Source organism: Mesorhizobium sp. P2_B11, assembly GCF_056404855.1.
Map to the genome: position 1 here is coordinate 577537 of NZ_JBFUDF010000006.1, position 23342 is coordinate 600878.

Here is a 23342-nt window from a genome sequence, read left to right on the forward strand (position 1 = left end):
CGCCTTTTCATCGCTTGGATTGCCCGGCACGCACATTTTGACCAGTTCGGACGCGTTCGTTGAACCGCATCATTCCGCTCATACTGGCGGTCGCCCTGTTTATGGAAAACATGGATTCGACCGTCATTGCGACATCGCTGCCGGCGATTGCCGTCGACATCCACACCAGCCCGATCGCGCTCAAGCTGGCGCTGACCGCCTATCTGGTGTCGCTGGCGATCTTCATTCCGATCAGCGGCTGGATGGCCGACCGGTTCGGCGCCAAGAACGTGTTTCGTGCCGCGATCGGCGTGTTCATCCTGGGCTCGATCGCCTGCGCCGTCTCCAATTCGCTGCCGGCCTTCGTCGTCTCGCGCTTTCTGCAAGGCATAGGCGGCGCCATGATGACGCCTGTGGGACGGCTGGTGCTGGTGCGAGCGACGCCGAAGAGCGAGCTGGTCGCCGCCATGTCGTGGCTGACGGTGCCGGCGCTGGTCGGGCCGCTTGTGGGACCACCGATCGGCGGTTTCATCACCACCTATTTCACCTGGCACTGGATTTTCCTGATCAACGTGCCGATCGGGCTGATCGGCATCTGGCTGGCGACGCGCTTCCTGCCGCAGACGGACTCGATGGAGACGCCGCCGCTTGATTTCGTCGGTTTCGTGCTGAGCGGGGTGGCAGCCTCCGGCGTCGTCTTCGGCCTGTCGGTGGTCAGCCTGCCCTACCTGCCGCCGGCGATCGGCTTCATCACCGTGGCGGTCGGCCTGCTTTCAGGGGTGCTCTACCTCCTGCATGCGCGGCGCGCCAAAAACCCGCTGCTGGCGCTCGAACTGTTCCGCAACCAGGTGTTCCGCTCCTCCGTGCTCGGCGGCTCGCTGTTTCGCATCGGCATCGGCGCCGTGCCGTTCCTGCTGCCGCTGATGTTCCAGATCGGCTTTGGGCTGACGCCGTTCCAGTCAGGCATGATCACCTTCGTCTCGGCCATCGGCGCCATCGGCATGAAGTTCGTGACCGCACTGATCTTCCGGCTCGCCGGCTTCCGCCGGGTGCTGATCTGGGGCTCGCTGATCGCCGCCGCATCGATCGCCATCTACGGCCTGTTCACGCCAGAGACGCCCTATGCGCTGATGCTGGCCATATTGCTGGTCGGCGGCTTCATCCGCTCGATGTTCTTCACCGGCGTCAACGCGCTGTCCTATGCCGAGGTGTCGGCCGAAGACACCAGCAAGGCAACGCCGATCACGGCGGTGTTCCAGCAGCTGTCGATCGCGCTCGGCGTGGCGCTGGCCGGCGGCATCCTGGAAGTCTCGACCTCGATCCATGGCGGCCCGCTGGTGCTCGGCGATTTTCACATAGCCTTCTTTATTGTGGCGGCCGTCTCGGCAGCGGCGTCCGTATCGTTCATGCGGCTGGCGCCGGATGCCGGCAACGCGGTGTCGGGACATGGCCGGCTGACGACGCCGAAGACGCTGGAGCCGGTGAGTACAGCGGGGAAGTGAGGCCTATCAGGCCTCGGCGTCCCCCGGCCCTCCGCTATGGCTTCGGGCGCTCAAGTCCTTCGGAACGTCCACTGGACGTTCCGATCCGCCTGACGGCGGACCGGCCTCTCGCCCTTTGAAATCTTTCGCCAGCAGATACAGCTCCACCGACTCATCCCGCGACGCCGGCGGCTTGACGTGATGGACCGAGCGAAAATTCTTCTTCAGCATCGACAGCAGCTCGTTTTCGGCGCCGCCCTGGAAGGTCTTGGCCAAAAAATGTCCGCCCGGCTTCAGCACCGACAGCGCGAAATCGGCGGCGACTTCGCACAGATGCATGGTGCGGATGTGATCGGTTCGCTTGTGGCCGGTCGTCGGCGCCGCCATATCCGACAGCACGACATCGGGGTCGCCGCCAAGCGCTTCGGCGAGCTTTTGCGGCGCATCGGGGTCTAGGAAATCCATCAGCAGCACCGGCGCGCCCGGCACGGCATCCATTTCGAGATAGTCGATGCCGACGACATGCGGATTCTCCGCCGTCGACTTCGTCCTCGCTGCCGCCACCTGGCACCAGCCGCCGGGGGCGGCGCCGAGGTCGATGACCTTCATGCCGGGCTTTAGCAGATGATGCTTGTCGTCGATCTCGATCAGCTTGTAGGCCGCGCGCGAGCGGTAGCCGTCCGCCTTGGAGCGCTGGACATACGGGTCGTTGATGTGGCGCTGCAGCCAGCGGCGCGACGATTCCTTCAGGCCGCTCTTTTTCTTGATCCGCGTCTTCAGCACGCGGATGCTTGCAGAGCCCGGCTTTTCCGGTTTCTTAGTCACTGTCGGCCTCGCCCACTGTTGCGCCAGACGCCGTCATCGGCCATCAGCTCGCTCAAAATGCCTTCGCGCAGGCCGCGGTCGGCGACGCGCAGCCGCTCCGACGGCCATACCGCGCGGATGGCTTCGAGGATAGCACAGCCAGCCAGCACCAGATCGGCGCGGTCGGCGCCGATGCATGGGTTGGCGCAGCGCTGCTGGAAATCCCAGCCGACCAGTCTTTCGACCATGCGGTCGACGCTGTCGCGGTCCATCCACAGCCCGTCGACGCGGCGGCGATCGTAGCGTTCGAGGTCGAGATGAACGCCGGCCAGCGTCGTCACCGTGCCTGATGTGCCCAGCAGATGGAATTTCGGGCTGGCGAGCACATGGCTCAGCCGGTCGCGGCCGTCGAAGGACCTCAGCCGCACCGCGACATCCTCGACCATGGCGGCAAAGATTTCGCGCGTCACCGTGCGGCCACCAAAGCGTTCGGCAAGCGAGACGACGCCGACCGGCAGCGAGGTCCATGACACGATGTGGTTGGCCAGCCGCGGCGAGCGCTGGCCGGTGAGGTCGATGAGGGCAATTTCGGACGAGCCGCCGCCAATGTCGAACAGCACCACGCCTTGCGTGTCGCGCTCGACCAGCGAGCCGCAGCCCGACACCGCAAGGCGGGCCTCGGTCTGGCGATCGATGATTTCCAGCTTCAGCCCCGCCTCGCGCTCGACACGCTGCAGGAACTCGACGCCGTTGTCGGCGGTGCGGCAGGCCTCGGTGGCGATCAGCCGGGCCTTCCTGATCTTGCGGTTGCGCAATTTGTCGCCGCAGATTTTCAGCGCCTCGACGGCACGGTCCATGGCCGCCTGGCTGAGGCGCCCGTTGGCGGTCAGCCCCTCGCCCAGTCTGACGATGCGAGAAAAGGCGTCGATGACGCGGAACTGGCCATGGCGCTGCGGCACCGCGACCAGGAGACGGCAATTGTTGGTGCCGAGATCGAGCGCGGCAAACACCGGCAGCTCCTGCATCGGCGGCCGATACAGGGGTTGTTCCGGCCTTGGCGGCTGAACCGGAGGCGGCACGACCACAGGGCTTGGGGCGGCGTTGACTGCCGGCGTGCCGGCAGCACCGATATGAGCGGGGGCGGCCAGCGGGCTGTCATCGCGTGCGAACACCTTGCGTCCGCGCCGGCGCTTGCGCCGCTTTCTCGCTTTGCCGCGCTGATGCTGGGCGTCGCCGGCCTGTCCGTCACCAGACTGAGGCCCCGCCTGGCGGGGCCGCCCGGCGGATGGGCTTGGCCCGCCTGATGGCGGCGAAGCCCTGGACACGCCCACTTCCGGCGCGCCTGCGCCGGTGTCGTGGTCTTCCACTTCGGGTCCTTCCGGCGCCGCGCGAACCGGAAACCGGACGCAGCAGGCACCTAAATGTTTTAAGTTGCCACCAGAGTAGCAGTGCGGGACCGGATCACCAAGAGCAGTGCGGCAAATTTTGCCGCCATCATGCAGCGGCAATGCTTGTCGGGTGGAATAGCGGGGCTTGTCCGGTTGAATAGCCGGCTTCAATCAGGCATTTCTGAAATAATGTTGGTGAATCGCGGATTTTTTCGCACCGACGTCGGCGATGGGCAGCAAAGCATGACGAGATCTCCATGAACTGGAGGCGCTATCTGTGGCCGGTCATCGGCATTGCGGCGGTCATCGTGTCGCTGCTGTTGCTGTGGCATGAGCTGCGCGGCATCTCGCTCGACGATGTCTGGGACGGCATCGTCGCCATCCCGACCCGCGGCTGGGTGCTGGCGGCGCTGAGTTCGGTCGTCGCCTACGCCTCGCTCGCCGGCTACGACCACATCGCGCTGTTGCATATCGGCAAAAAAGTGTCGTGGCTGTTCGTCACCTTCTGCTCCTTCACCACCTACGCGCTGTCGCACAACATCGGCGGCTCGGTGTTTTCGGGCGCGGTGATCCGCTACCGGGCCTATGGCACCAGGGGGCTCACCGGACAGGATGTCGGCATTCTGGTGGCGATCTGCTGGATCACCTTCGTGCTGTCCAGCATTCTTGTCGGCGGCCTGGTGCTGGTGTTCGAACCCGAGATCATCGACCGCTTTTCCGGCGCGCCCCACCATGGGCTGGCGATCGCCGCCGGCCTTGTTTTGCTCACACTGGTCGGCGCCTACATCTTCGGCAGCTGGCTGCATCTGAAGCCGCTGAAAATCGCCGGCTTCCAGCTGCACTATCCGGCGCTGCCGATCGTGGCGCGGCAATTGCTGATCGGCCCGATCGAGCTTCTGGCGGCGGCGGCGATCATCTTCTTTGCTCTGCCCGTGGCCGGCAATCCCGGCTATTTCGTCATCCTCGGCGTGTTCCTGGTGTCATTCTCGGTGGCGCAGATCTCGCATGCGCCGGGCGGGCTCGGCGTCTTCGAGGTGGTATTCCTCGCCGGCCTGTCGCAGATGGATCCGGTCGGCGTGCTGGCGGCGCTTCTGGTGTTTCGCCTGTTCTATCTGATCATCCCGCTGCTGATCGCTCTGGGCGTGGTGCTGTTTTTCGAGCATTCGCAATACAGCCGTGGCGAGACGTAGCGCCCTACCCGCCGCGCATGGACGGAACAAAACAAAGGCCACGATTGAAACGCAACGCAGGCTTGACTATTTTCCGGCGGCGGCTACAAGGCACCCGCGGCTGCTTCGGCGGCCCACCAGCGCGACAGCGCCTGCTGGGGAATAGGTTAACGGTAGACCCACGGACTCTGACTCCGTTAGTCCTGGTTCGAATCCAGGTTCCCCAGCCAAACAAAATCAATCACTTAGCGATATTCAGCGCGGCATGACTCTGATTGAGTTCCCATCGTCGGGGGCATCCAAGACATCTGCCGTGTCAGACTGATGACCTAGATAGCGCTACAGCAGCGACCCGGTGGCCTTGTTGTCGTTGGATTCCGACCTGATGGGACCACGATACCGCCGAGGTGGCGCAGCGCCGACGAGGTCGCGAGTTGGCGGCTGCTCAACCGGGCGCACTTTCACCTCGACCGACTTTCTCGCGAGCAAAGCTGGCAGAAGTTTCCTGATTACCGATTTGAGGTAGTCGACCATCCAAGGGCAACGCATGTTGTACTTGGTGGTTCCGCCCGCTGCGCCGCTTCGCGGTTAATGTCGCGCGGTCGCAGTGACAGTGGCTTCAGCCAGCTTTGCCAGATCTCTCTCGACCTGCTGGGCCGCGGCATCGGTCTCGTCAAAGCTCCTGACGAGTTCATGCCGGAGCAACGCGAGTCGAGCTTGGCGATATATCGGCCCACTCCTGGCGATTTCAGGGTTGAGCGGAAAAGTCGGTGTCATGGACTAGACTCCTGTGCCCAGTCGACCCGGCTCATTCTCGGAGCCGGGCCTTTAGTGGACGGAAATCAGTTCTGGATGATGACGTGACGATGGCGATGCATCGGGCGATCATCGCGCTTGATGACAACGACGTCGGAGTGGTGCTTGCGGTGCCAATGATGGCGTTTGCCGTGCCAATGGCGTTTCCCGTGGTCGTAGAAAGCTTCCCGACCGTGATGGCGATGATGGAGGCGCTGGCCGTCCTCATTGATGACAATCGCTGGCTTGTGGTGGCGGTGGCGGTGATGCGTCGTCGTTACGACGATCGAGGCCGCCGAAGCCACCGTAGGCGCGGCCAAACAAAGCGCCAGCGCGCCCAGAATCAGGGTGGATTTCATGTTCAGTTCTCCGAAGAATTAAGGTGCCCTTCGACGACTAAACATCGCTGCCGGACTTTTGTTCCTCGTTGCGGTCGCAAGGTCGAAGTTCTGGAGCATCGTGCCAAATCAGTTATGCGGGTGATCGAGCTTCACCAAGCGCTGTTTGGCTTCGTCGACCCGCTGTTGCTCGGATCTGATCCGACCGCAAAGAGCGAGGCTAAGGCAAACGCCTGGGGTTTCTTCGTTCAGCAATTCGTTGGCGCGGTCGAGAGAACGTTCGGCACGCTTTAGGCGCAGCCGGGCCTTTGCCGCTTCAAAGTCATAGATTTCGACCATCTTCCCGTTTCCTTCCGGGTGGAGGTCCCTTCAGGAGATGAACCCTCATCAATGGCGATGGTTCCGTGATTGCGGCATCCTGGCTAGCGCGGGGTGCCACATGATTGGCATTGCCACCGGGCATCGAGATAGCGGATAGATTGAGGAAGGCGACGACGAGCGGGAGCAGCCTTTGATCGTCAGGATTCGTGCGCTATGCGGTTTGTCTAAGACGCTGCAGGTGGTTCGCGCGGGCTCAGGCTCGGCTGGCATACTTCACCTTGCCCCACCGACTGCATTGCGGGCACAAAGGATGGAGATAGGCCAACTTGTCACCCGGAATATTTCCCGAACTGGTGATCGTCAGGCTGACGCCCTCGAAACCCTCCAAGCTGTAGGATTCCCAGGTGCCGCTGAGGGGCTGATTGTCTTCTCGTAGTTTCAAATACCCGGTGCGACCGCATTCGCAAACCAGCTTTTCCCGCAATACAGTTGAGAACACTTAGGATAGCCTTCCACCGATGCGGCGAACAGGCCCGATGCTACCATGGACATTTGGTATTCGGGTTTCCCGCACCGCCCAAGCTACAGGCGTATTGGCGATAGCTCAACTAAGACTGAAGTCCCCTAAACCCTCTCTCGAAGGTCGGCTTCCACGCGCGATTGCTCTTGGCCTCGATGCCCTCGTAATCGGGAACCACCGTGAAAAACACCCGCCGGCGATCCTGCGCTCAGCCTTGCAATCCGAGCAGCCTAACAGCCGACCCGATCCTGATGCATCGAACCGTGGTTGGGCCCGAGCCGGTCGATCAGCGCCTGAATATCGAGCTTTGTCGACTTGCAGCACATCGGATGCCCGCTGTTGACATAGATGGATTCGTGGGCGGCCAGGGTATTGGCGAGGGTGTGAGGCATGGCGATCTCCGTTTGAGGGGGTCGCCGCAACGGAGGATTATATTCCTGATCTCGAAGGCGCTGGCAAGCCAATGTTGGCGCGACTGAAAGTGTATCGTTTTACACAATTTCCAATTGCTGGACTCGCGCGATGCGTCGGTAGTTTAATTTTTGCATCAGGCCAAGGAGTGGAAGGGTCGCGAACTGGGGAGGAACTAGACAATGGATTTCGAAATCGACATCCGCCATCCGTCTGACGATCAGCCATACGAGATCACCTCTTTCGCGCAAAAGTACGGCCTTACGATCCCAATTGCGGACGCCGTGCTTTTCGCCAAAGGTCCGTCGCGGACGGCATGCGATGCTGCCGCATTGGCTTTCCTCTGCGCTATTGCCGCACAAGCCAAGAGGCAGAGGGCGCAATAGACCTGCCGGACGGCCGGCTTGGGTCCTTTGATCAGGCAACCTCCCAAGCAGGCGCCGGCTATTTTCTAAGCGGGCGGTCCGCAGGATTTAGATCGGCCGCAGGTCGCTACTAAGCAAATTRGCTGAGGCTGCAGAAGCGAACGTATGAGACGACGCCGATTGCCTTCAAAGTAGCTTGCGCTCATTCTTAAGTCAGCCAGCACCGCGCCTCGTTCAAGCCAGACTGGTCAGGCCCAGCGGCAGCCGCCACAGTCCCCTAGACCATGCCGCTGGGCCGCCCTGCTACAAGACGCGTCGGGCCGACGGCGCGCTCCCGAACGGCAAGGTCACAGTCTCTTCCGCGATCACACCATATGCAACGGCGGCCCGTCTGTTAGCCTATCTTGGCGGCGGACCCCATTTTCCGCCATGGCCGGCGCCCCCCGCCTAAGGCACCCCAACAAGCACCCTTGCGGCGCCGGCCATCTTCACCAGCGTTCGCTGCGGACCATCGTCCAAAAGGCTGTATTCCCACAACTCTAGCGAGAGCGGTACACTCACTACTCGGCGCGCTTCCCTCAAAGCGCCGTCGGTAAAAGGCTCGGCGCCCTCTGGTTTGTTCAGTGTCAAAAGGAGGGCGCCGCACCAAGCTGTTTCAGGAGGACAATCCATCAGCCGCCTCATCGTTGCAAGCGATACGAAGGGCAATGCGTGACACGAGTGCAGCGATGGCAAACTCGCCGAGCGAAGACCCCAACAGCCTCAAGCCCGGCGAGCCTACAACCTGATCAGAATACGCGATCAGGACCGGGGTCAGCCGGCAAGCTCGTGCAGCAAGACTGATGCCAGCATTATTTCCCGAAATGGGACTGCATGAAAGTAAGGTGATCTGAACTGGGGAAAACGTCCGCGCCGGGTTCTTTTGCAGAGTTGCTAATATTAGGGTGGCATTAGCCGGCTCGCCAGCCCCGAGTCGGTTAGGCCCGGCGGTAAGTCGAATTCACCCCAACGGACTCTGTCGGGCCGCTTGGTGGGTCACCCGCATATTGTCTATATTAGCAATCCCTTGACCAAGCGGCGAACCGCGCCAGAATCTTCACCATGGCGCGGGAAATCAACATAGGTGACAAGGTGGCGATCTTCGCCACTGTGGGAAAGCGTATCGAGGATCGCGTCACCCTCCACATTCTCACGGCCAACAATCCCTATTCGATCATCGATCCAAAGGCGAAGCCAGGCGACAAACTTAGGTTCGAGGGCGATGTCGTCCTCGTCGATGAGGAGTTGGGCCGCGTCACTGTGCAAGTGCTCGGGCGTGTCACGGTCGAAGCCAGTACGGTCGAGTTGGTGAGGAAATTCGAACGGCCAACATATACGCTTAGCTGAACGCATGGGAGGGAGGGATGCGCGTCACAGGCCTGTGTTTCCTATTAGCCGGCCTCACTATGCCAATTGCAGCCTTCGCTCAAGGCGAAGTATCGGTCGAAAGAGGGTTGCAGGTATCAATCGTCGGCGGTTGTCACGATTGCCATACCGAAGGCTACAGCGAAACAGAAGGCAAGATTGATCCTGAAAGGTTTTAATGGGCAGCTCGGTCGGTTGGCGCGGTCCCTGGGGCACGACCTATGCGACCAATCTTCGGATAGATGCTTCGGTAATGAGCGAGCGTGGATTCGTAGGGATGCTGAAGCGCATTAGAACGTCTCCACCGATGCCTTGGTACAATCTTCGAGCGATGGAGGAGAGCGATATGCAATCGCTCTATCAATACATTAGGTCGCTCGGCAAACATGGGAAGCCGGCCCCCAGCCGCATTCGCTCTGATAAGGAACCGACGACGCCATACGTTCAACTTGTGCCACCCCAAATGCCGAAGAACTGACAAATATGCCAGAGCTGAGCGAAGAACGGCGCCCTGCAAAAAAGCGCAGCGTCAGATAAACTGACCCACTACCCTAGCTGACGACAATCTGGACTCTCTTCAAACTTCAAATGGGCGTTTACGCCCTGGGTTCGAAAAAAGTTCGGAGAAGAAGGTGGCTCTATTGAGAAGCCACCCTTCAGGCTCTCATCCAGTGGAACACCACCGGGCCGGTTTGGCCGCCTGCCGCTGATAATTAGGACAGGGCGAGCGCGTTTGTTACCTTGCCGGTATCCGGCATTAGCCGGGACCAAAGTCCGGCTTGTGACTGGGCTTGAGCAAGCGCAACATCGCTGTAGAATCCGACGGTTGAGGGCCTGGATCGCAACAGATAAGGCTGCCCAGGCTCTTGCTTTTCGGGGCGATGTTTGAGGGAGCAGCGCATTGTTCGTCGATTACTACGAACTCCTGGAGATCAGCCCAAACGCCAACTCGGAGACGCTGGAGCGAATATTTCGCTATTTTGCGATGCGCTATCATCCCGACAATCAGCAAACCGGAAATGAAGCCCGCTTCAGTGAAGTCGTAGAAGCACACAACGTCCTGAAAGATCCGGTCAAGCGCGCCCAATACGACGTCTCCTATCGCGAGCATGCCGGTGCGCACGTTAAATTGGTCGAGGAAGCAAGCGACGCCAAAGGCGTTCAGAAGGACGCTGTGGTCCAGGCCAAACTGCTCTCTCTGCTATATGTGAAGCGACGCCAGGATGTCAGCAACCCCGGCATAGGCGATGTCGAAATCGAACGTTTGTTAGGCTGTCCGCGAGAGCATCTCGAATTCCATCTCTGGTACATGAAGGCGAAGGGGTGGATCGCAAGAATTGAGAACGGGACGATCGCGATCACGGTCGAAGGCGTCGACCGCGCAGATTCCGAACTGCGTCGCGATTCCAGCATGCGGCTCCTGGGACATTAGAACACTGAACCGTTGACCGGCTACTTGCAGGTCCGGCGCTCAAAACCCTGACGCCAGCGCGTTTTGCGGCTGCTATGCGTCCGCGCAGACGTCGAGTTCGCAAAGCCTGGCGTCGGCCTCCTCGACGCTCATTTCCACCGGCCAGATCGCCCTGTATTCGACCGGCTTGTCCTGCCAGTCTTTCGACGTGAACGTCCGCCCGGCGAGCTTGAAGATGGCTCGAACCGCTTTGCCTGACACGTGCGGCATGTCCGTCGAGCAGATGGCGAACGCGGTGTAGGCCGGCGTCAACCCGCTGCGGGCCGCGTCGCGCTCGACAGCGCTGCGGCAGCGCGTCACGCCGATCCCGGAAAAATCGCTACGGCGCAGGACAACCACGCCCTTGCCGGGGAGGCGTGCATAGACGCCGGTCTGGTCGAATGCCTGGCTCAGATAATAAGTGCCGCTATCCCCGCTGAAATCGGGAAAGGTGATCCAGGCGTGCAGATATTGCCAGAAATAGATCGTGGTCACGGCTGCGACGGCCAGCGTGGCGGCACCGGCGCGCTGCTGCGGCAGTGTCGGCTTCCAGCCGAAAATCCAGCCGCGCTCAGTGACCACGCGCGGCGTCGCCAGCAGCGGCGCGGACGGGTTGCGGCTGAACACGCGCCAGCGCGTCTCCATTTCCCGCCACAACTCGTCGGCGGATACGGACAGCAGGTCGTGGTGGAAGGCGACTTGCACCATCTCGCCTTTGGGAACGAAATGGACGTCCCATCCGGGACCCCGCCCCCACCACGATTTGACCGGGTTGTTGGCGTCGAAAAATTCCCGCGACACAAGTGCGGCCGTCACGTCGCGAAAGACATGCCCCTTCGCCCCCCTGATGTCGATCAGTTCGAGACCGTGGATTTCGCTCCACGGAATGCGGAGTTCCTTGTTCTTCGCGATACGCAACAGGATGCCGGCGGGAGACAGTTCCAGCATCGGCTTTCGCGGGCTGTTGCGACGATGAAAGGCAAAGCCGATGTAGACGAGGCTGGCAAGGATCACGAACAATGCGACCGCCCTCGCCGCGTTATCGTCGCTGCTGTCGCCGTTGCGCGCGAGATAAAGGACCAGGATGCCAAGAGCCATAAACCCCAGCGCCCAGGGGATTTTCTTGAACAGATATTTTTCGATGCCGAAGACCCGCGTCGCGGTGGCGTCGACCTCTTTGCTGTTCGCGCTGGTGTCGTCCATGGGTCGCGACCAAGGCTGTTTGTGCCTGATTACAGCACCGGGCGAAACGCTGCGTCAATGAGATGCATCACAGATGGGCAGGCGCCAGCCGCGGAGCGAAAAGGATCGGTGACGGCTGGTTTGTGGTACTGGCTAAGCTTCGACAAAGGTTCCTGCCCAAGGCCACGCAATGCCCACCGACAGCCAGTACATTCTCGAACGCCTCGCCCAAGGCTGCGTGACGCTCGCCGATGACGAGTTCGTCATCGACCGGCTGGTGAAGTACTTTGGCAATGGCAGGATCCGGTGGCATGTCGAATTGCGTGGCCATCGCATCGAGCTGACGACCGGCCAGATCAAGAAGCAGCCGACCTTCCGCAGGAATATCCTCGAACAGGCCGGCGTGCTGCCGCCGCAGCGTGCCGGCGCCGACTACCGGCGATGGGCGCTCGATCTGAGGCGGAATGCCATCGAGCTTCCCTGGCGCGACAGGCCGGTCGATGCCGGTTTTGCCATCGACAGGCTCACCAGCCATGGCGATGATCGTTGGACGGTCGAATACCAGGGCAAGGCGATCAAATTCACGACGACCAAACTGCGCCGGCAGCTCAGTTTCCGCAAACGCATGCTGGCCAAGGCCAAGGTGCTGCCGCCCGAATTGGCCCCGGCTGCCTATCGCAAGTGGATGGACTGGCTCATTCAAAACGCCACCGAGGCCGTTCCTATGGCCGGCGAAGCCACTTTGACAGAGAAGAGCTGGCTCGACGACCTGCCGGAGCTGGCCGGCTGGCAAGATGAAGCGCCCGCGGGGGACAGCTAGGCCGCCCGTTCGATGAAAGCACGATCCGCTAAATCGATATGTTCTGGACTTCCCCGTTGCTCAGCGTCATCGTTCCTTCCAGACGCCGCCCCCCGGAAATGCGCTTCAGCGAAACGGTGCCTGTCAATTTATTCGTGCACCTGACCGGAAATTCTATCGTCGCGGCTTTCGTATCCGCGACTTCGCCCATGCAGTTATTCCTGCCGAAGTCCCTCACAAAATACACATGTCCCTGGCCCTCTACACCTTGGCCCTCGACAAAATACGCGTCCCGATAGTCTTCCGGTGGCCGCATATGGGCGTTCCACATGGGGCCGCACCCGCACAAGAATGCCGCGCTCACAATTATGGTCCACTTCATCGGCGCAGTACTCCCAAAGCCTCACGCGATCTTAGCATAGCACTGGACAAATGACGCGGGACGGCCCTTTGCCCCCTGATAGCCAACAAGCTTTATCCGCATTTTAACTAATGTAGATAACTCTTACGAACCTATGTTCTCTCGACTGATGGGCAGAGTGAGATGACTGACCTTGTGGACGAGGATGAGCTTCCGGCATCCGGCCGCTGGCGCACAGTCGCTTTGGCGGCTCTCCACATCGTCCCACCGGTCATTTCGGTGGGATGCGCCATCATGGCCGGCTATTTCGCCTTTGCGACTGCCAGCAAAAAACCGCCCGCGGACATGGCCGCTTTGGCTGTGTCGATTATGAAATCCGGCGATGCGTCTCCGGAATTGCGCGATTGGGCAGCAGACGTTCTGGGGATACAGACCGACATCGGCATGCCTGTCAAAACCGCCCAGCAATAATCGCCTGGCCTGATTTCCCTGCCGCGGGAATTTGCTCGCCGCCCAAGTCGGGCGGCCGGCGCCGCTCATCAAGAGATTGCCCGAGTAGGCGCCGGCCAGGCGGGCATTGGGGTACCCGCCGACGCTACATTAGCACTGGCGCATGGATCTGAAATGGCGCGAACGCGGAAGGCAGGCAGCCGCGGCATTACAGCAATTTTTCCCAAGACCGGAACCGGCAACGCTGCAATCGTTGTGGCGCCAAATGCTCCACGTTTTGGCGCGGCTTGCCCTGGAGACCATCATGACGACGTTTCTCACCGCTCTCGCATCCGAAGGTCCTCCAGCCGACCGGGCGAAAGACATGGATCTGTATGGCTGGTTGATTGGCAGCTGGGACATGGAGACGGTCCACCACCGCAACGACGGCACAAGTCAGAAGTGGGATGGCGAATGCCATTTCGGCTGGGTGCTCGAAGGCCGCGCCATTCAGGACATCTGGATCAGGCCCAGGCGCCCTGCCCCGTCCACCATGTATGGCACGACCTTGCGCGTCTTCGATCCCGGGATCGGTGGCTGGCACATCATCTGGAGCGATCCGCTCAACCAGGACTATTCGCGCCAGATCGGGCGGGCCGAAGGCAAGGACATCGTCCAGATCGGCGAGGACTCGCGCGGCCTGCAGGCGCGCTGGCGGTTCACCGAAATCACCGTCGACAGCTTTCATTGGATCGGCGAGGAGAGAGCGGCCGCGAGCGCCCCCTGGCGCGTGACATATGAACATTTCGCGCGCCGGACGAGTTCCTGAAGCACGCCTGCGAATTCGCCGCCAGCTTCCGATGTCATCCGGCATCTCGTGCCCCAGCACCTTTGCCTTGCAGGCTGGGCTGAGATCGGGCGAGGCGCGACGATAGATTAGCGTTAGCTTAATCAACACCAAACGAGTAACTCAAAATCCGCCGGACAGCGCGCCCAAGCATCTCTCATGTACCGAGCGCGAATAGCGGGTAGACAAGCGAAGATTCCAATTGCATTGTTGGCGCTGGGACGGGGCTCGATCGGCAAGCGCAAACGATGCTTGTCGGTGGTTGGCAATAGCTAAACCGTACAGCCGCAATTGCCGCGGTTGCGAGACAAGGAGTCCCAAGGATGCCGAACCCGAGCCAAACCAGCGATCAATGGTGGGTCAACGACCAGACGCCGGATAACCCTTACGGCAAAAGCGAAGATTACGAGTCCTACCTCGACTACCTTGGAGCGCTGGACCGCTCGCTGACGCCGGCGATCGCGGCGGGAACGCTAAGGATCAATGTCTCTGAGCTCAACAACCATCCCGAGTACAAGGCCGCCGCTATCGGCGCCTTGCAGATGTGGGCTCTTGTCACCCCTTTGAAGTTCGAAATCGTCGACGATGCACCATACAACAGCGCAACGGACTGGATGCAGGTTGTCAGCCCCGAACTGGGCGAAGAGGACGACGGCAGCGCCTATTCCAACGACCGCTATGTCAGCATAGGTCAGCGCTTCCATGACACCGAGCACAACAAGACGGCCATTGGCGGTTACGTCTTCGATTCCTTCATCCATGAATTCGGCCATGAGTTCGGCCTGAACCATCCCGGCCTCTACAATTATAGCGGTCCCGGCGGCGTCCAGATCAACTATCTGAACAATGCGACCTGGACCTACGACCGTCAGCAATACAGCGTCATGTCCTATTTCGACGGGATCGATGTCGGTGAACCCACCCGCTGGTCGGCGTCAACGCCGATGATGGCCGACATCGAGGCGGTCATCCGCCGCTTTTTCTCGACCGTCGACGCGAATGGTGATCGCACATATCAGCATATCGACCTCAACACGGGCGACAATGTCTACGGCTTCGGCAGTACGGTGGATGGCTACCGGCTCAGCGCCTCGGGCATGCAGCACGATATCGGCTTTGTCATCCATGACACCGGCGGAACCGACACGATCGACTTCTCCGGCTCGACAGCCGGAACGATCCTCGACCTGCGCGCCGGTCAGTTCTCCAGCGTCAACGGCCACAGCAACAATGTGTCGGTCTTTGCCGGGCACAACGCCGACGGCACCGACTATTACATCGAGAACGGCATCGGCAGCCGCTACAATGACATCCTGATCGGCAATGACGGAAACAACGTGCTGGATGGCCGCGGCGGCGGCGACCGCATGGCCGGCAATGGCGGCGACGACATCTATTTCGTCGACTCCCTCGACGACATCGTGCGCGAAGAAGCCAATGGCGGCAATGACACGGTCGTTCTGCTGAACCGGAACCTGCATATCCGGAATATCGCGAACGTCGAACACATCATCTACGCCGACGAATCGACACTCCAGCCTGGAGATGCCGGCGGTGAAACGCCTCCCGTCATCGGCGACAACACGATGACCAGCATCATCTTCGGCGACAATGGGAACAATACGCTCGACGGCGGCGCCGGCAACGACACGATCTTCGGCCAGGGCGGCGATGACCTCATCATCGGCGGCCGCGACTCGCTCGCCAGCCGCGACATCAACAACACCATCGATGTCGCCGATCTTCCAGACCAGACCGAGAGCGACGACGGCAATGACACGCTCTATGGCGGCGGCGGCAACGATACGATCCTCGGCGGCCAGGGCAACGATATTCTCGACGGCGGCGCCGGCGACGATACGCTGAGCGGCCAGGATGGCATCGATATTTTCAGGGGCGGCGCCGGCGTCGACACGGTCGACTTCAGCAAGGAGAGCCCCTTCCAGCTGCTCGTCAACCTCGAGACGAACGTTGCCAATGGCGGCACCGCCACGGGCGACACTTTCTACAGCATCGAGAACCTGATCGGCTCCGATGACCGCATCGACCGTTTCATCGGCACGTCGGCGGCCAATCATTTCTGGGGCCGGGGCGGTGGCGACTATTTCAACGGCGGCGGCGGCAACGACATACTGGATGGCGGCAATGACGGCGACATCCTGTACGGCGAAGCCGGCAACGACACGATCATCGGCGGCGCCGGCCAAGACTATCTGGATGGCGGCGCCGGTATCGATACCGTCGTCTACGAAGGCAGCTCCGCCGGTGTGACGATCGACCTTGCCAATGGCACGGCCAATGGCGGCGACGGCGATGGCCCGGTGCAGATCGTCGGGCGCGGCACCGTTATCCGGCACGACATCCTCGTCGGTTTCGAAAACGCCGTCGGTTCCTTCTTCGACGACCATATCATCGGCAACGCCCAGGCCAACAAGCTTTCCGGCGGCGCCGGCAACGACACACTGACCGGCGGCGGCGGCGCCGACACATTGAACGGCGGCGCCGGCAGCGACACGGCGGACTATGCCGATGCGACCAGCGGGCAAAACCTCAAACTGGGTGGCGGCAAATCCGGCGGCGACACCTATATCTCGATCGAAAATCTGGCCGGTTCGGGCTTCAATGACCGCCTCACGGGTGACCATGCCGCCAATGTGCTGACCGGCCAGGGCGGCGCCGACAAGATCGACGGTGGCGGCGGCGATGACACCTTGCTCGGCGATTTCGCCTATCAGGGCGATGCTCCGCCACGCCCGGGCATGGGCACCGGCTACGCCACGCTCGGACCGGATGCGACGAACAATTCGGTCGCGACCGCCTTCGACATCTCGAACAACTTCTCGCTGACGGCCGACCCCGATATCTTCGATTCGACGACCACCCTTCACACCACCGTCAACGCCACCGGAAACGGCCTCGGCGGATATTACAGCGTCAACCTGGCTGCCGGCACGATCATCACCATCGACATCGATGGAATTGCCGACCCCAATTTCCATGACAGCATCGTCAGGGTGCTGGACAGCGATGGCAATATCGTCGCCCAGAACGACGATGGCGGCGACGACCCCGGCTCCACCAACGGCCGGGATTCGAGCACGAGCTTCATCGTTCAGGAAACCGGAACCTACTATATTCTGGAAGGCAGATGGTCGGACACGGCTCCTGGCGATGGCTGGGTGGAAGAGGTGCCGGTGGGCTCGACCTACAAGCTGAACGTATCGGTCGAATTCCCGCCAGCACCAGCTCAGCCGGGCGTTGCTGGCGCCGATACGCTCAACGGCGGCGGCGGCAACGACCTTTTGGATGGCGGGTTGGCTGCCGACACGCTGACCGGAGGCGCGGGCCAGGACTATTTCCGCTTCTCGACAGAACTCGGGAACGGCAATATCGACTGGATCAAGGACTTCAAGGTCGCCGACGATACGATCCTGCTGGACAACCTCATCTTTGCCAGCGTTGGCGGCGACGGCGCTCTCGCCCTGGGATCATTCTACAAGAGTGCAGGCGGTGTTGCTCATGATGCCGACGACCGCATCATCTACGACACCGACAATGGAATATTGTCTTACGACGCCGATGGTTCCGGACAGGGAGCAGCCATTCAATTTGCGCACCTGAACACAAATCTGGATCTTTCGGCTGCAGACTTCATTGTCATCTGACGCGCTTCCGGGAGGGGTGCCTTTCAGGCTCCCCTCCCATCTCAGATCTGGCAGGGCACCGCAGCGAAAAGGGGGAGCACACGATGACCGACCGCCGTACAGTGTTGATGGTCGCCGGAGTTGCGGCTGTCGCCGCGGCCACCGTGGCAGCCACTGCGCAATCGACAGATATTCGCGGCGCAGTCACGTTCGTCGGCGGCAAGGCTATCCCGGAAGGTCAACTCGAGATTTATCTCGAGGACCCCGCCATTCAGGACAGTGCGCGCCGTCGCGCCGCCAAGACCAGCCTCAAAAGCGAGGGCGGCGCAAAGACGATAGAATTTTCCTTGCCCCTGCCCGCAAGCGCGACTGCCTCGCCGACGCTGCAGGTCGTTGCGCGCCTGGAGCGTGCGGATGGCTGGCTGGTGGCGCGCGGCAGCGCCCAGTTCGCGGCGGGCTTGCCCGTCCACGTCACACTCAAAGCCGTTACGTATTGAGAGGCGCGATGCCACATCCTGATTGCGAGCCTGCATGCAGCTGACGCCATCGCCGCCGCTTACGCTGGTCGGAATTCTGTCATCCTTTCGACGGGCTTTCTCGGGCATTGTCCTGATGAGCGGGGTCGTCAACGTGCTCACCCTGACCGGCTCGTTCTTCATGTTGCAGGTCTATGACCGGGTCGTTCCTGGTCGCAGCGTGCCGACACTGGTCGGCCTGGCGGTGCTGGCGGCAACGCTGTTCGTGTTTCAGGGGGTGCTGGAGCTGATCCGCTCGCGCCTCATGGTGCGGCTGGGACAGGGGTTGGACGCGAAGCTGAGCCCGTCGGTCTATTCGGCGCTGATGCGCCTGCCGCTGCGCGCCAAGGCTTCGGGTGACGGACTGCAGCCGTTGCGGGACCTGGATCAGGTTCGCGCCTTTATCGGCAGTGCCGGACCGACCGCGCTGTTCGATCTGCCATGGATGCCGCTCTATATCGGCATCTGTTTCATCTTTCATTTCTGGATCGGCGTTACCGCGCTTGCCGGCGCCGTCGTGCTGTTTGCGCTGACGCTTCTCGCCGAATTCCGGACCCGCGGCCCGACAAGGATCGCCGGACAGCACGCAGCCGTCCGCAGCACCTTGGCCGAGGCGACCAGGCGCAATGCCGAAGCCATGCAGGCCATGGGTTTTGGCGGGCGTATCGCCGAGCGATGGCATGCCGTCAATGCCGAGTACCTGAACGCCCATGCGGCAGCCAGCGATGTGGCGGGAACGCTTGGCACGATTTCCAAGATCCTGCGGTTGATGCTGCAATCGGCCATGCTGGCGATCGGCGCCTATCTGGTCATCCAGCAAGAGGCGACCGGCGGCATCATGATCGCAAGCTCGATCATGATGGGCAGGGCGCTGGCTCCGATCGAACTGGCGATCGCGCATTGGAAGGGTTTCATTGCGGCGCGGCAGAGCTGGGCGCGCCTGAAGCAGCTGTTGTCCGATCTGCCGGAAGGCGCAACGGGCGTAACCTTGCCGGCGCCTGTCAGCGCGTTGGCGGTTGAGAATATCAGCGTCGCGCCGCCGGGCGAACGGACGCCGGTGGTGTGGGATGCAAGTTTTTCACTGGCCAAGGGATCGGGCCTGGGGGTCATCGGCCCGAGCGCTTCCGGCAAATCGTCACTGGTGCGTACGCTTGCGGGTGTCTGGCTGCCGGCGCGGGGCGCCGTGCGGCTGGACGGCGCGACGCTTGACCAATGGCCGACCGACGAGCTTGGCAAACATATCGGCTATCTGCCGCAGGATGTGCAGTTGTTCGACGGAACGATTGCGCAGAACATCGCCCGCTTCGACCCGGATGCACCATCCGATATGGTGCTTGCGGCGGCCAAGGCCGCCGGCGTGCATGATCTCGTCGTGCATCTGGCCGACGGTTACGACACAAGGGTTGGCGAAGCCGGCGCGTCGCTGTCGGCGGGGCAACGACAGCGTATCGCCCTTGCGCGCTCTCTCTACGGCGATCCGTTCCTGGTCATCCTGGACGAGCCGAATTCCAATCTCGATGCAGACGGTGAAGTGGCCTTGTCGGCCGCCATCCAGGGCATCAGGGACCGCGGCGGCATCGTTATCGTCGTCGCACACCGATCCACTGTCCTGGCCAATGTCGATACGGTGCTGGTGATGGCCAATGGGCATGTGCAGGCCTTCGGCCCGAAGGATGAGGTGCTGAACAAGGTTTTCCGAACGGCAGCGCCGCTCAAGGTCGTTGCCGCCACGGAGAGAGGCGTTCCGGCATGAACGAGGACAGGAGCGCTTTGCATCACAAGCAGGTCCACCGCTATCTCGTGGCCGGGGTTGCTACCTGTCTGCTGCTTGTCGGCGGTGTCGGCGGCCTGGCGGCAGTGACCAAAATGTCGGGCGCCGTGATCGCAGCCGGCCGGCTCGTGGTCGATTCCAACGTAAAGAAGGTTCAGCATCCGACCGGCGGCGTGGTCGGCGAGATCAGGGTGCGTGAAGGCGACCGGGTCAAGGCGGGCGATATTCTGGTGCGCCTGGATGAGACGACAACCCGCGCCAATTTGGCGATCGTCTCAAAAGGTCTGGATGAATTTTATGCACGGCTGGCGCGCCTGGAGGCGGAGCGTGACGGCAAGGACACGCTCAGCTTTCCGGAGGTTTTGACATCGCGGCGCGACGAGGCTGGTGTCGCCGCATCGATGGCCGGAGAACAATCGCTGTTCGATTTCCGGCGCCAGGCGCGATCCGGCCAGCGATCGCAATTGCGCGAACGGATCGCCCAGTTGACGCAGGAGACTGCAGGCCTGACCGAGCAGCTGCAGGCCAAACGCCGCGAGATCGAGCTGATCCAGATCGAGCTGGAAGGGGTGCGGTCGCTCTGGCATCGCAAGCTGATAGGGATCGAGCGCATGACGTCGCTGGAACGGGACGCGGTGCGGATCGAAGGCGAGCACGGGCAGTTGACCGCGGAAATAGCCCAGGTGAAAGGCAAGGCGTCCGAGATAGAACTGCAGATCATCCAGATCGACCAGGATCTTCGCAGCGAGGTCGCGACCGATTTGCGCGAAACGCAAGGAAAGATCTCCGAGTTCGTCGAACGCAAGGTAGCGGCCGAGGACCAGTTGAAGCGCATCGATCTGCGCAGCCCGCAGGATGGCGTGGTGCTGCAGTTGGCCGTGCATACGATCGGCGGGGTCATCACGCCCGGCGAACAGGTGATGCAGATCGTACCGGTAACGGACGACCTGACCGTTGAAGCGCATATTGCGCCGCAGGATATCGACCAGGTGACGATGGGCCAGAATGCGATCTTGCGCCTGTCGGCCTTCAATCGGCAGACCACGCCGGAACTGACCGGGACGCTGTCGCGGATCTCGGCGGATCTCACCACCGAAGAGCGCACCGGAGCAGCCTTCTATGTTGCGCGGGTGACGCTGCCGAAGACAGAAGTCGCCAAGCTGCACGGGCTGGCGCTGGCGCCGGGCATGCCGGCCGAAGTGTTCTTCCCGACGGGCGACCGGACAATGCTGTCCTATCTGGTGAAGCCGCTGTCGGACCAGATCCAGAAAGCTTTCCGGGAAGAATGAAGCCGGACTTTGAGAGCTGAAGCATCGGGACCGGTGTCGTTAGCGGTGCCGATCTGCTCGCAACGTCTCCGCGCTCAATCGGTACGGCCATGCATATTAGCATTCAATGATATATTAATAAGTATGATCGACCCTTGCGTATCGGGACCAATCCCCGATCGACGATCCGGCACTATTTGTGTGCCGCGACGCTCGACCGATGCGGAGTAAACGCATGAGTGTCGAAACCGCACTGGCGCAGCTATTGCGCATGATCTACGGCCGCGCCCTCAATCTGGCGACGTTGCCGGATGATGAAAGAGACCCGCACTACGACAACATCCGTCGGTCATGTTGCGGAGCCGCCGAACATATCGGCCAGAGTCCCGACAATGCAGCCATGACGGCAAACAGCATGGTCGAATTCACCCGCGCCATGGTTGGAATCATCGAGACAAACCGCGGCTATGACAAGCGGCGGTCCACCTCCGGGCAGCGACCCGGTTGACGAGACTAGCGAGGGCGCGGCCGAGACCGCGCCCCTTCGATTGCATTGGAGCTAGCGAGGGCCTTGTGTCCCTGCCCTACTCTGCCGCCTCGTAGCCGGCGATGCCCTTGATCTCGAGGAAATCCTCCAACCCGTATTCGGCGTATTCGCGGCCGTTTCCGGATTGCTTGTAGCCGCCGAAAGGCAGGCCGGCGTCCCACTGCGGATAGTTGATGTAGACATTGCCGGTGCGCATGCGGGCGGCGACTTCGCGGGCCTTCTGGATGTCCTTGGCCTGGATGTAGGACGCCAGGCCAAAGACAGTGTCGTTGGCAGTGCCGATCGCCTCTTCGACGGTGTCATAGGGCATGATCGCCAGCACCGGCCCAAAAATTTCCTCGCGCGCGATGCGCATGTCGGGGGTGACGTCGGCGAACACGGTGGGGCGGACATAGTAGCCGCGGTTGAGCTCGGCCGGACGCCCCGGTCCACCGGCAACCAGCGTCGCCCCCTCGTCAATACCGGCCTGGATCAGGTCCTGGATCTTGTCGAACTGGAGCTGGCTGACCACCGGGCCGAGCTTGGTGCCGGCCGCATCAGCCGGACCGACGGTGAACTTTTCGGCTGCGGTCTTGGCATAGCCCGTCGCCTCGTCGTGGCGGTCGCGCGGCACGAACATGCGGGTCGGCGCATTGCAGGACTGGCCTGAGTTGCTGAAGCAGCCGGCAACGCCCTTGCTGACGGCCTTTTCCAGGTCGACATCGGGAAAAAGGATGTTGGCCGACTTGCCGCCGAGTTCCTGATGCACGCGCTTGACCGTGTCGGCCGCCGCCTTGGCGACCAGGATACCGGCGCGGGTCGAACCGGTGAACGACATCATGTCGATGTCGGGGTGGCTGGACAGCGCCTGGCCGACGCCGGGGCCGTCGCCATTGACGAGGTTGAAGACGCCCTTCGGCACGCCGGCCTCGTCGATGATCTCGGCGAAGATGATGGCGTCGAGCGGGGCGATTTCACTGGGCTTCAGCACCATGGTGCAGCCGGCGGCAAGAGCGGGACCGACCTTGCAGGTGATCTGGTTCAGCGGCCAGTTCCACGGCGTGATCAGGCCGACGACGCCGATCGGTTCCTTGACGATCAGCGACGAGCCTTTGACATGTCGGAACTCGAACGACTTCAGCACCTGCGCCATCTTCTGCAGATGCGCCAGCCCGACGCCGACCTGGCTGTCGAGCGCCATCTGGCGCGGCGCGCCCATCTCGCGCGACACCGCCAGCGCCAGATCGGCGCTGCGCTTCTTGTAGACCTCGATGATGCGGTTGAGGATGTCGAGGCGTTCCTCGATCGAGGTGAAGCCGAATGTGTCGAAGGCACGTTTTGCCGCGGCCACCGCCTTGTCGACATCGGCCTTGGAGCCGAGCGAAATCTGCGCGAAGGCATCCTCGTTGGACGGGTCGATGACGTCGAAACTGTTGGGCACGACCGGATCGACCCAGGCGCCATCGATATAGAACTGCAGATTGTGAGACATGGATTTCTCCTCGGGCGGGATGTCTGGATTTGGGGAGCGATCGCCGGATCGTCGTATCGCGTCAGAGATAACGATGCGGCAAG

The 23342-nt window shown here is 61.6% G+C and carries 21 protein-coding genes and 1 tRNA gene; 16 read left to right on the plus strand and 6 right to left on the minus strand.

Annotated features, from left to right (window positions below):
* The first annotated feature begins 59 nt into the window (after nt 1-59).
* Entirely contained in the window at nt 60-1481 is a 1422-nt protein-coding gene (locus AC1DYJ_RS22325; RefSeq protein WP_477282600.1) for an MFS transporter, read from the plus strand.
* 6 nt (nt 1482-1487) lie between these two features.
* On the opposite strand, the gene AC1DYJ_RS22330 is transcribed toward AC1DYJ_RS22325, so the two are convergent.
* Complete coding sequence (locus AC1DYJ_RS22330) at nt 1488-2285, minus strand: RlmE family RNA methyltransferase (RefSeq protein ID WP_477282598.1); 798 nt, start codon at nt 2283-2285, stop codon at nt 1488-1490.
* Nucleotides 2282-3631 (minus strand): Ppx/GppA phosphatase family protein, encoded by a 1350-nt coding sequence (locus tag AC1DYJ_RS22335; RefSeq protein ID WP_477282596.1) that lies wholly within the window; start codon nt 3629-3631, stop codon nt 2282-2284. The genes AC1DYJ_RS22330 and AC1DYJ_RS22335 overlap by 4 nt, the downstream gene beginning before the upstream one ends.
* 278 nt (nt 3632-3909) lie before the next feature.
* Between AC1DYJ_RS22335 and AC1DYJ_RS22340 the strand changes: the two genes are divergently transcribed.
* The 3 genes from AC1DYJ_RS22340 (at nt 3910) to AC1DYJ_RS22350 (ending at nt 6248) form a co-directional block, all read left to right on the plus strand.
* Nucleotides 3910-4842: a lysylphosphatidylglycerol synthase domain-containing protein gene (locus tag AC1DYJ_RS22340; protein WP_477282594.1), complete on the plus strand. Its 933-nt coding sequence runs from the start codon at nt 3910-3912 to the stop codon at nt 4840-4842.
* Between the two features lie 135 nt (nt 4843-4977).
* Nucleotides 4978-5051, plus strand: a tRNA-Gln gene (locus tag AC1DYJ_RS22345).
* Between the two features lie 630 nt (nt 5052-5681).
* Nucleotides 5682-6248 carry a hypothetical protein gene (locus AC1DYJ_RS22350; RefSeq protein WP_477282592.1) on the plus strand — a complete coding sequence of 189 codons (567 nt, stop codon included), beginning with the start codon at nt 5682-5684 and terminating at the stop codon, nt 6246-6248.
* A gap of 777 nt (nt 6249-7025) precedes the next feature.
* Here AC1DYJ_RS22350 and AC1DYJ_RS22355 read toward each other — a convergent pair.
* Nucleotides 7026-7187, minus strand: a complete 162-nt coding sequence (locus AC1DYJ_RS22355) for a hypothetical protein (RefSeq protein WP_477282590.1) — start codon at nt 7185-7187, stop codon at nt 7026-7028.
* A gap of 201 nt (nt 7188-7388) precedes the next feature.
* Here AC1DYJ_RS22355 and AC1DYJ_RS22360 point away from each other — a divergent pair, with 201 nt between their 5' ends.
* The 4 genes from AC1DYJ_RS22360 (at nt 7389) to AC1DYJ_RS22375 (ending at nt 10407) form a co-directional block, all read left to right on the plus strand.
* The gene (locus AC1DYJ_RS22360) at nt 7389-7592 is read left to right on the plus strand and encodes a hypothetical protein (protein WP_477282588.1); all 204 of its coding nucleotides are present in this window, start codon (nt 7389-7391) and stop codon (nt 7590-7592) included.
* Between the two features lie 1080 nt (nt 7593-8672).
* A complete protein-coding gene (locus tag AC1DYJ_RS22365) occupies nt 8673-8957 on the plus strand; it encodes a hypothetical protein (RefSeq protein ID WP_477282586.1) in 285 nt (94 codons plus the stop codon).
* A gap of 17 nt (nt 8958-8974) precedes the next feature.
* Complete coding sequence (locus AC1DYJ_RS22370) at nt 8975-9154, plus strand: hypothetical protein (RefSeq protein WP_477282584.1); 180 nt, start codon at nt 8975-8977, stop codon at nt 9152-9154.
* 722 nt (nt 9155-9876) lie between these two features.
* Nucleotides 9877-10407 (plus strand): DnaJ domain-containing protein, encoded by a 531-nt coding sequence (locus tag AC1DYJ_RS22375; protein ID WP_477282582.1) that lies wholly within the window; start codon nt 9877-9879, stop codon nt 10405-10407.
* Between the two features lie 72 nt (nt 10408-10479).
* Here the strand turns inward: AC1DYJ_RS22375 and AC1DYJ_RS22380 are convergent, their stop codons facing one another.
* A complete protein-coding gene (locus AC1DYJ_RS22380) occupies nt 10480-11628 on the minus strand; it encodes a hypothetical protein (protein WP_477282580.1) in 1149 nt (382 codons plus the stop codon).
* Nucleotides 11629-11797: 169 nt separating this feature from the next.
* Here AC1DYJ_RS22380 and AC1DYJ_RS22385 point away from each other — a divergent pair, with 169 nt between their 5' ends.
* Nucleotides 11798-12427 (plus strand): hypothetical protein, encoded by a 630-nt coding sequence (locus AC1DYJ_RS22385; RefSeq protein WP_477282578.1) that lies wholly within the window; start codon nt 11798-11800, stop codon nt 12425-12427.
* 28 nt (nt 12428-12455) lie between these two features.
* Here the strand turns inward: AC1DYJ_RS22385 and AC1DYJ_RS22390 are convergent, their stop codons facing one another.
* Complete coding sequence (locus tag AC1DYJ_RS22390; protein WP_477282576.1) at nt 12456-12617, minus strand: hypothetical protein; 162 nt, start codon at nt 12615-12617, stop codon at nt 12456-12458.
* Nucleotides 12618-12950: 333 nt separating this feature from the next.
* Here AC1DYJ_RS22390 and AC1DYJ_RS22395 point away from each other — a divergent pair, with 333 nt between their 5' ends.
* The 7 genes from AC1DYJ_RS22395 (at nt 12951) to AC1DYJ_RS22425 (ending at nt 21749) form a co-directional block, all read left to right on the plus strand.
* Nucleotides 12951-13238: a hypothetical protein gene (locus AC1DYJ_RS22395; protein WP_477282574.1), complete on the plus strand. Its 288-nt coding sequence runs from the start codon at nt 12951-12953 to the stop codon at nt 13236-13238.
* 142 nt (nt 13239-13380) lie between these two features.
* Nucleotides 13381-14025 carry a hypothetical protein gene (locus AC1DYJ_RS22400; RefSeq protein ID WP_477282572.1) on the plus strand — a complete coding sequence of 215 codons (645 nt, stop codon included), beginning with the start codon at nt 13381-13383 and terminating at the stop codon, nt 14023-14025.
* Between the two features lie 341 nt (nt 14026-14366).
* Nucleotides 14367-17708, plus strand: a complete 3342-nt coding sequence (locus tag AC1DYJ_RS22405) for a M10 family metallopeptidase C-terminal domain-containing protein (RefSeq protein ID WP_477282571.1) — start codon at nt 14367-14369, stop codon at nt 17706-17708.
* 83 nt (nt 17709-17791) lie between these two features.
* Entirely contained in the window at nt 17792-18184 is a 393-nt protein-coding gene (locus AC1DYJ_RS22410; protein WP_477282569.1) for a hypothetical protein, read from the plus strand.
* A 34-nt stretch (nt 18185-18218) separates the two neighbouring features.
* A complete protein-coding gene (locus AC1DYJ_RS22415) occupies nt 18219-19955 on the plus strand; it encodes a type I secretion system permease/ATPase (RefSeq protein WP_477282567.1) in 1737 nt (578 codons plus the stop codon).
* Entirely contained in the window at nt 19952-21262 is a 1311-nt protein-coding gene (locus AC1DYJ_RS22420; RefSeq protein WP_477426254.1) for an HlyD family type I secretion periplasmic adaptor subunit, read from the plus strand. The genes AC1DYJ_RS22415 and AC1DYJ_RS22420 overlap by 4 nt, the downstream gene beginning before the upstream one ends.
* 214 nt (nt 21263-21476) lie before the next feature.
* On the plus strand, nt 21477-21749 hold the full coding sequence (locus tag AC1DYJ_RS22425; RefSeq protein ID WP_477282564.1) for a hypothetical protein: 273 nt from the start codon (nt 21477-21479) through the stop codon (nt 21747-21749).
* Nucleotides 21750-21825: 76 nt separating this feature from the next.
* Here the strand turns inward: AC1DYJ_RS22425 and AC1DYJ_RS22430 are convergent, their stop codons facing one another.
* Nucleotides 21826-23259, minus strand: coding sequence for an aldehyde dehydrogenase family protein (locus tag AC1DYJ_RS22430; RefSeq protein WP_477282562.1), 1434 nt, complete (start codon nt 23257-23259; stop codon nt 21826-21828).
* Nucleotides 23260-23342 lie beyond the last annotated feature (83 nt).

What these genes read in the sequence shown, in the direction of transcription:
- AC1DYJ_RS22415 (WP_477282567.1), top strand. Translation starts at nt 18,219, where the DNA reads ATGCAGCTGACGCCATCGCCGCCGCTTACGCTGGTCGGAATTCTGTCA.
- AC1DYJ_RS22370 (WP_477282584.1), top strand. Translation starts at nt 8,975, where the DNA reads ATGCGCGTCACAGGCCTGTGTTTCCTATTAGCCGGCCTCACTATGCCA.
- AC1DYJ_RS22365 (WP_477282586.1), top strand. Translation starts at nt 8,673, where the DNA reads ATGGCGCGGGAAATCAACATAGGTGACAAGGTGGCGATCTTCGCCACT.
- AC1DYJ_RS22385 (WP_477282578.1), top strand. Translation starts at nt 11,798, where the DNA reads ATGCCCACCGACAGCCAGTACATTCTCGAACGCCTCGCCCAAGGCTGC.
- AC1DYJ_RS22340 (WP_477282594.1), top strand. Translation starts at nt 3,910, where the DNA reads ATGAACTGGAGGCGCTATCTGTGGCCGGTCATCGGCATTGCGGCGGTC.
- AC1DYJ_RS22420 (WP_477426254.1), top strand. Translation starts at nt 19,952, where the DNA reads ATGAACGAGGACAGGAGCGCTTTGCATCACAAGCAGGTCCACCGCTAT.
- AC1DYJ_RS22400 (WP_477282572.1), top strand. Translation starts at nt 13,381, where the DNA reads ATGGATCTGAAATGGCGCGAACGCGGAAGGCAGGCAGCCGCGGCATTA.
- AC1DYJ_RS22425 (WP_477282564.1), top strand. Translation starts at nt 21,477, where the DNA reads ATGAGTGTCGAAACCGCACTGGCGCAGCTATTGCGCATGATCTACGGC.
- AC1DYJ_RS22405 (WP_477282571.1), top strand. Translation starts at nt 14,367, where the DNA reads ATGCCGAACCCGAGCCAAACCAGCGATCAATGGTGGGTCAACGACCAG.
- AC1DYJ_RS22355 (WP_477282590.1), bottom strand. Translation starts at nt 7,187, where the DNA reads ATGCCTCACACCCTCGCCAATACCCTGGCCGCCCACGAATCCATCTAT.
- AC1DYJ_RS22380 (WP_477282580.1), bottom strand. Translation starts at nt 11,628, where the DNA reads ATGGACGACACCAGCGCGAACAGCAAAGAGGTCGACGCCACCGCGACG.
- AC1DYJ_RS22390 (WP_477282576.1), bottom strand. Translation starts at nt 12,617, where the DNA reads ATGGGCGAAGTCGCGGATACGAAAGCCGCGACGATAGAATTTCCGGTC.
- AC1DYJ_RS22430 (WP_477282562.1), bottom strand. Translation starts at nt 23,259, where the DNA reads ATGTCTCACAATCTGCAGTTCTATATCGATGGCGCCTGGGTCGATCCG.
- AC1DYJ_RS22360 (WP_477282588.1), top strand. Translation starts at nt 7,389, where the DNA reads ATGGATTTCGAAATCGACATCCGCCATCCGTCTGACGATCAGCCATAC.
- AC1DYJ_RS22410 (WP_477282569.1), top strand. Translation starts at nt 17,792, where the DNA reads ATGACCGACCGCCGTACAGTGTTGATGGTCGCCGGAGTTGCGGCTGTC.
- AC1DYJ_RS22395 (WP_477282574.1), top strand. Translation starts at nt 12,951, where the DNA reads ATGACTGACCTTGTGGACGAGGATGAGCTTCCGGCATCCGGCCGCTGG.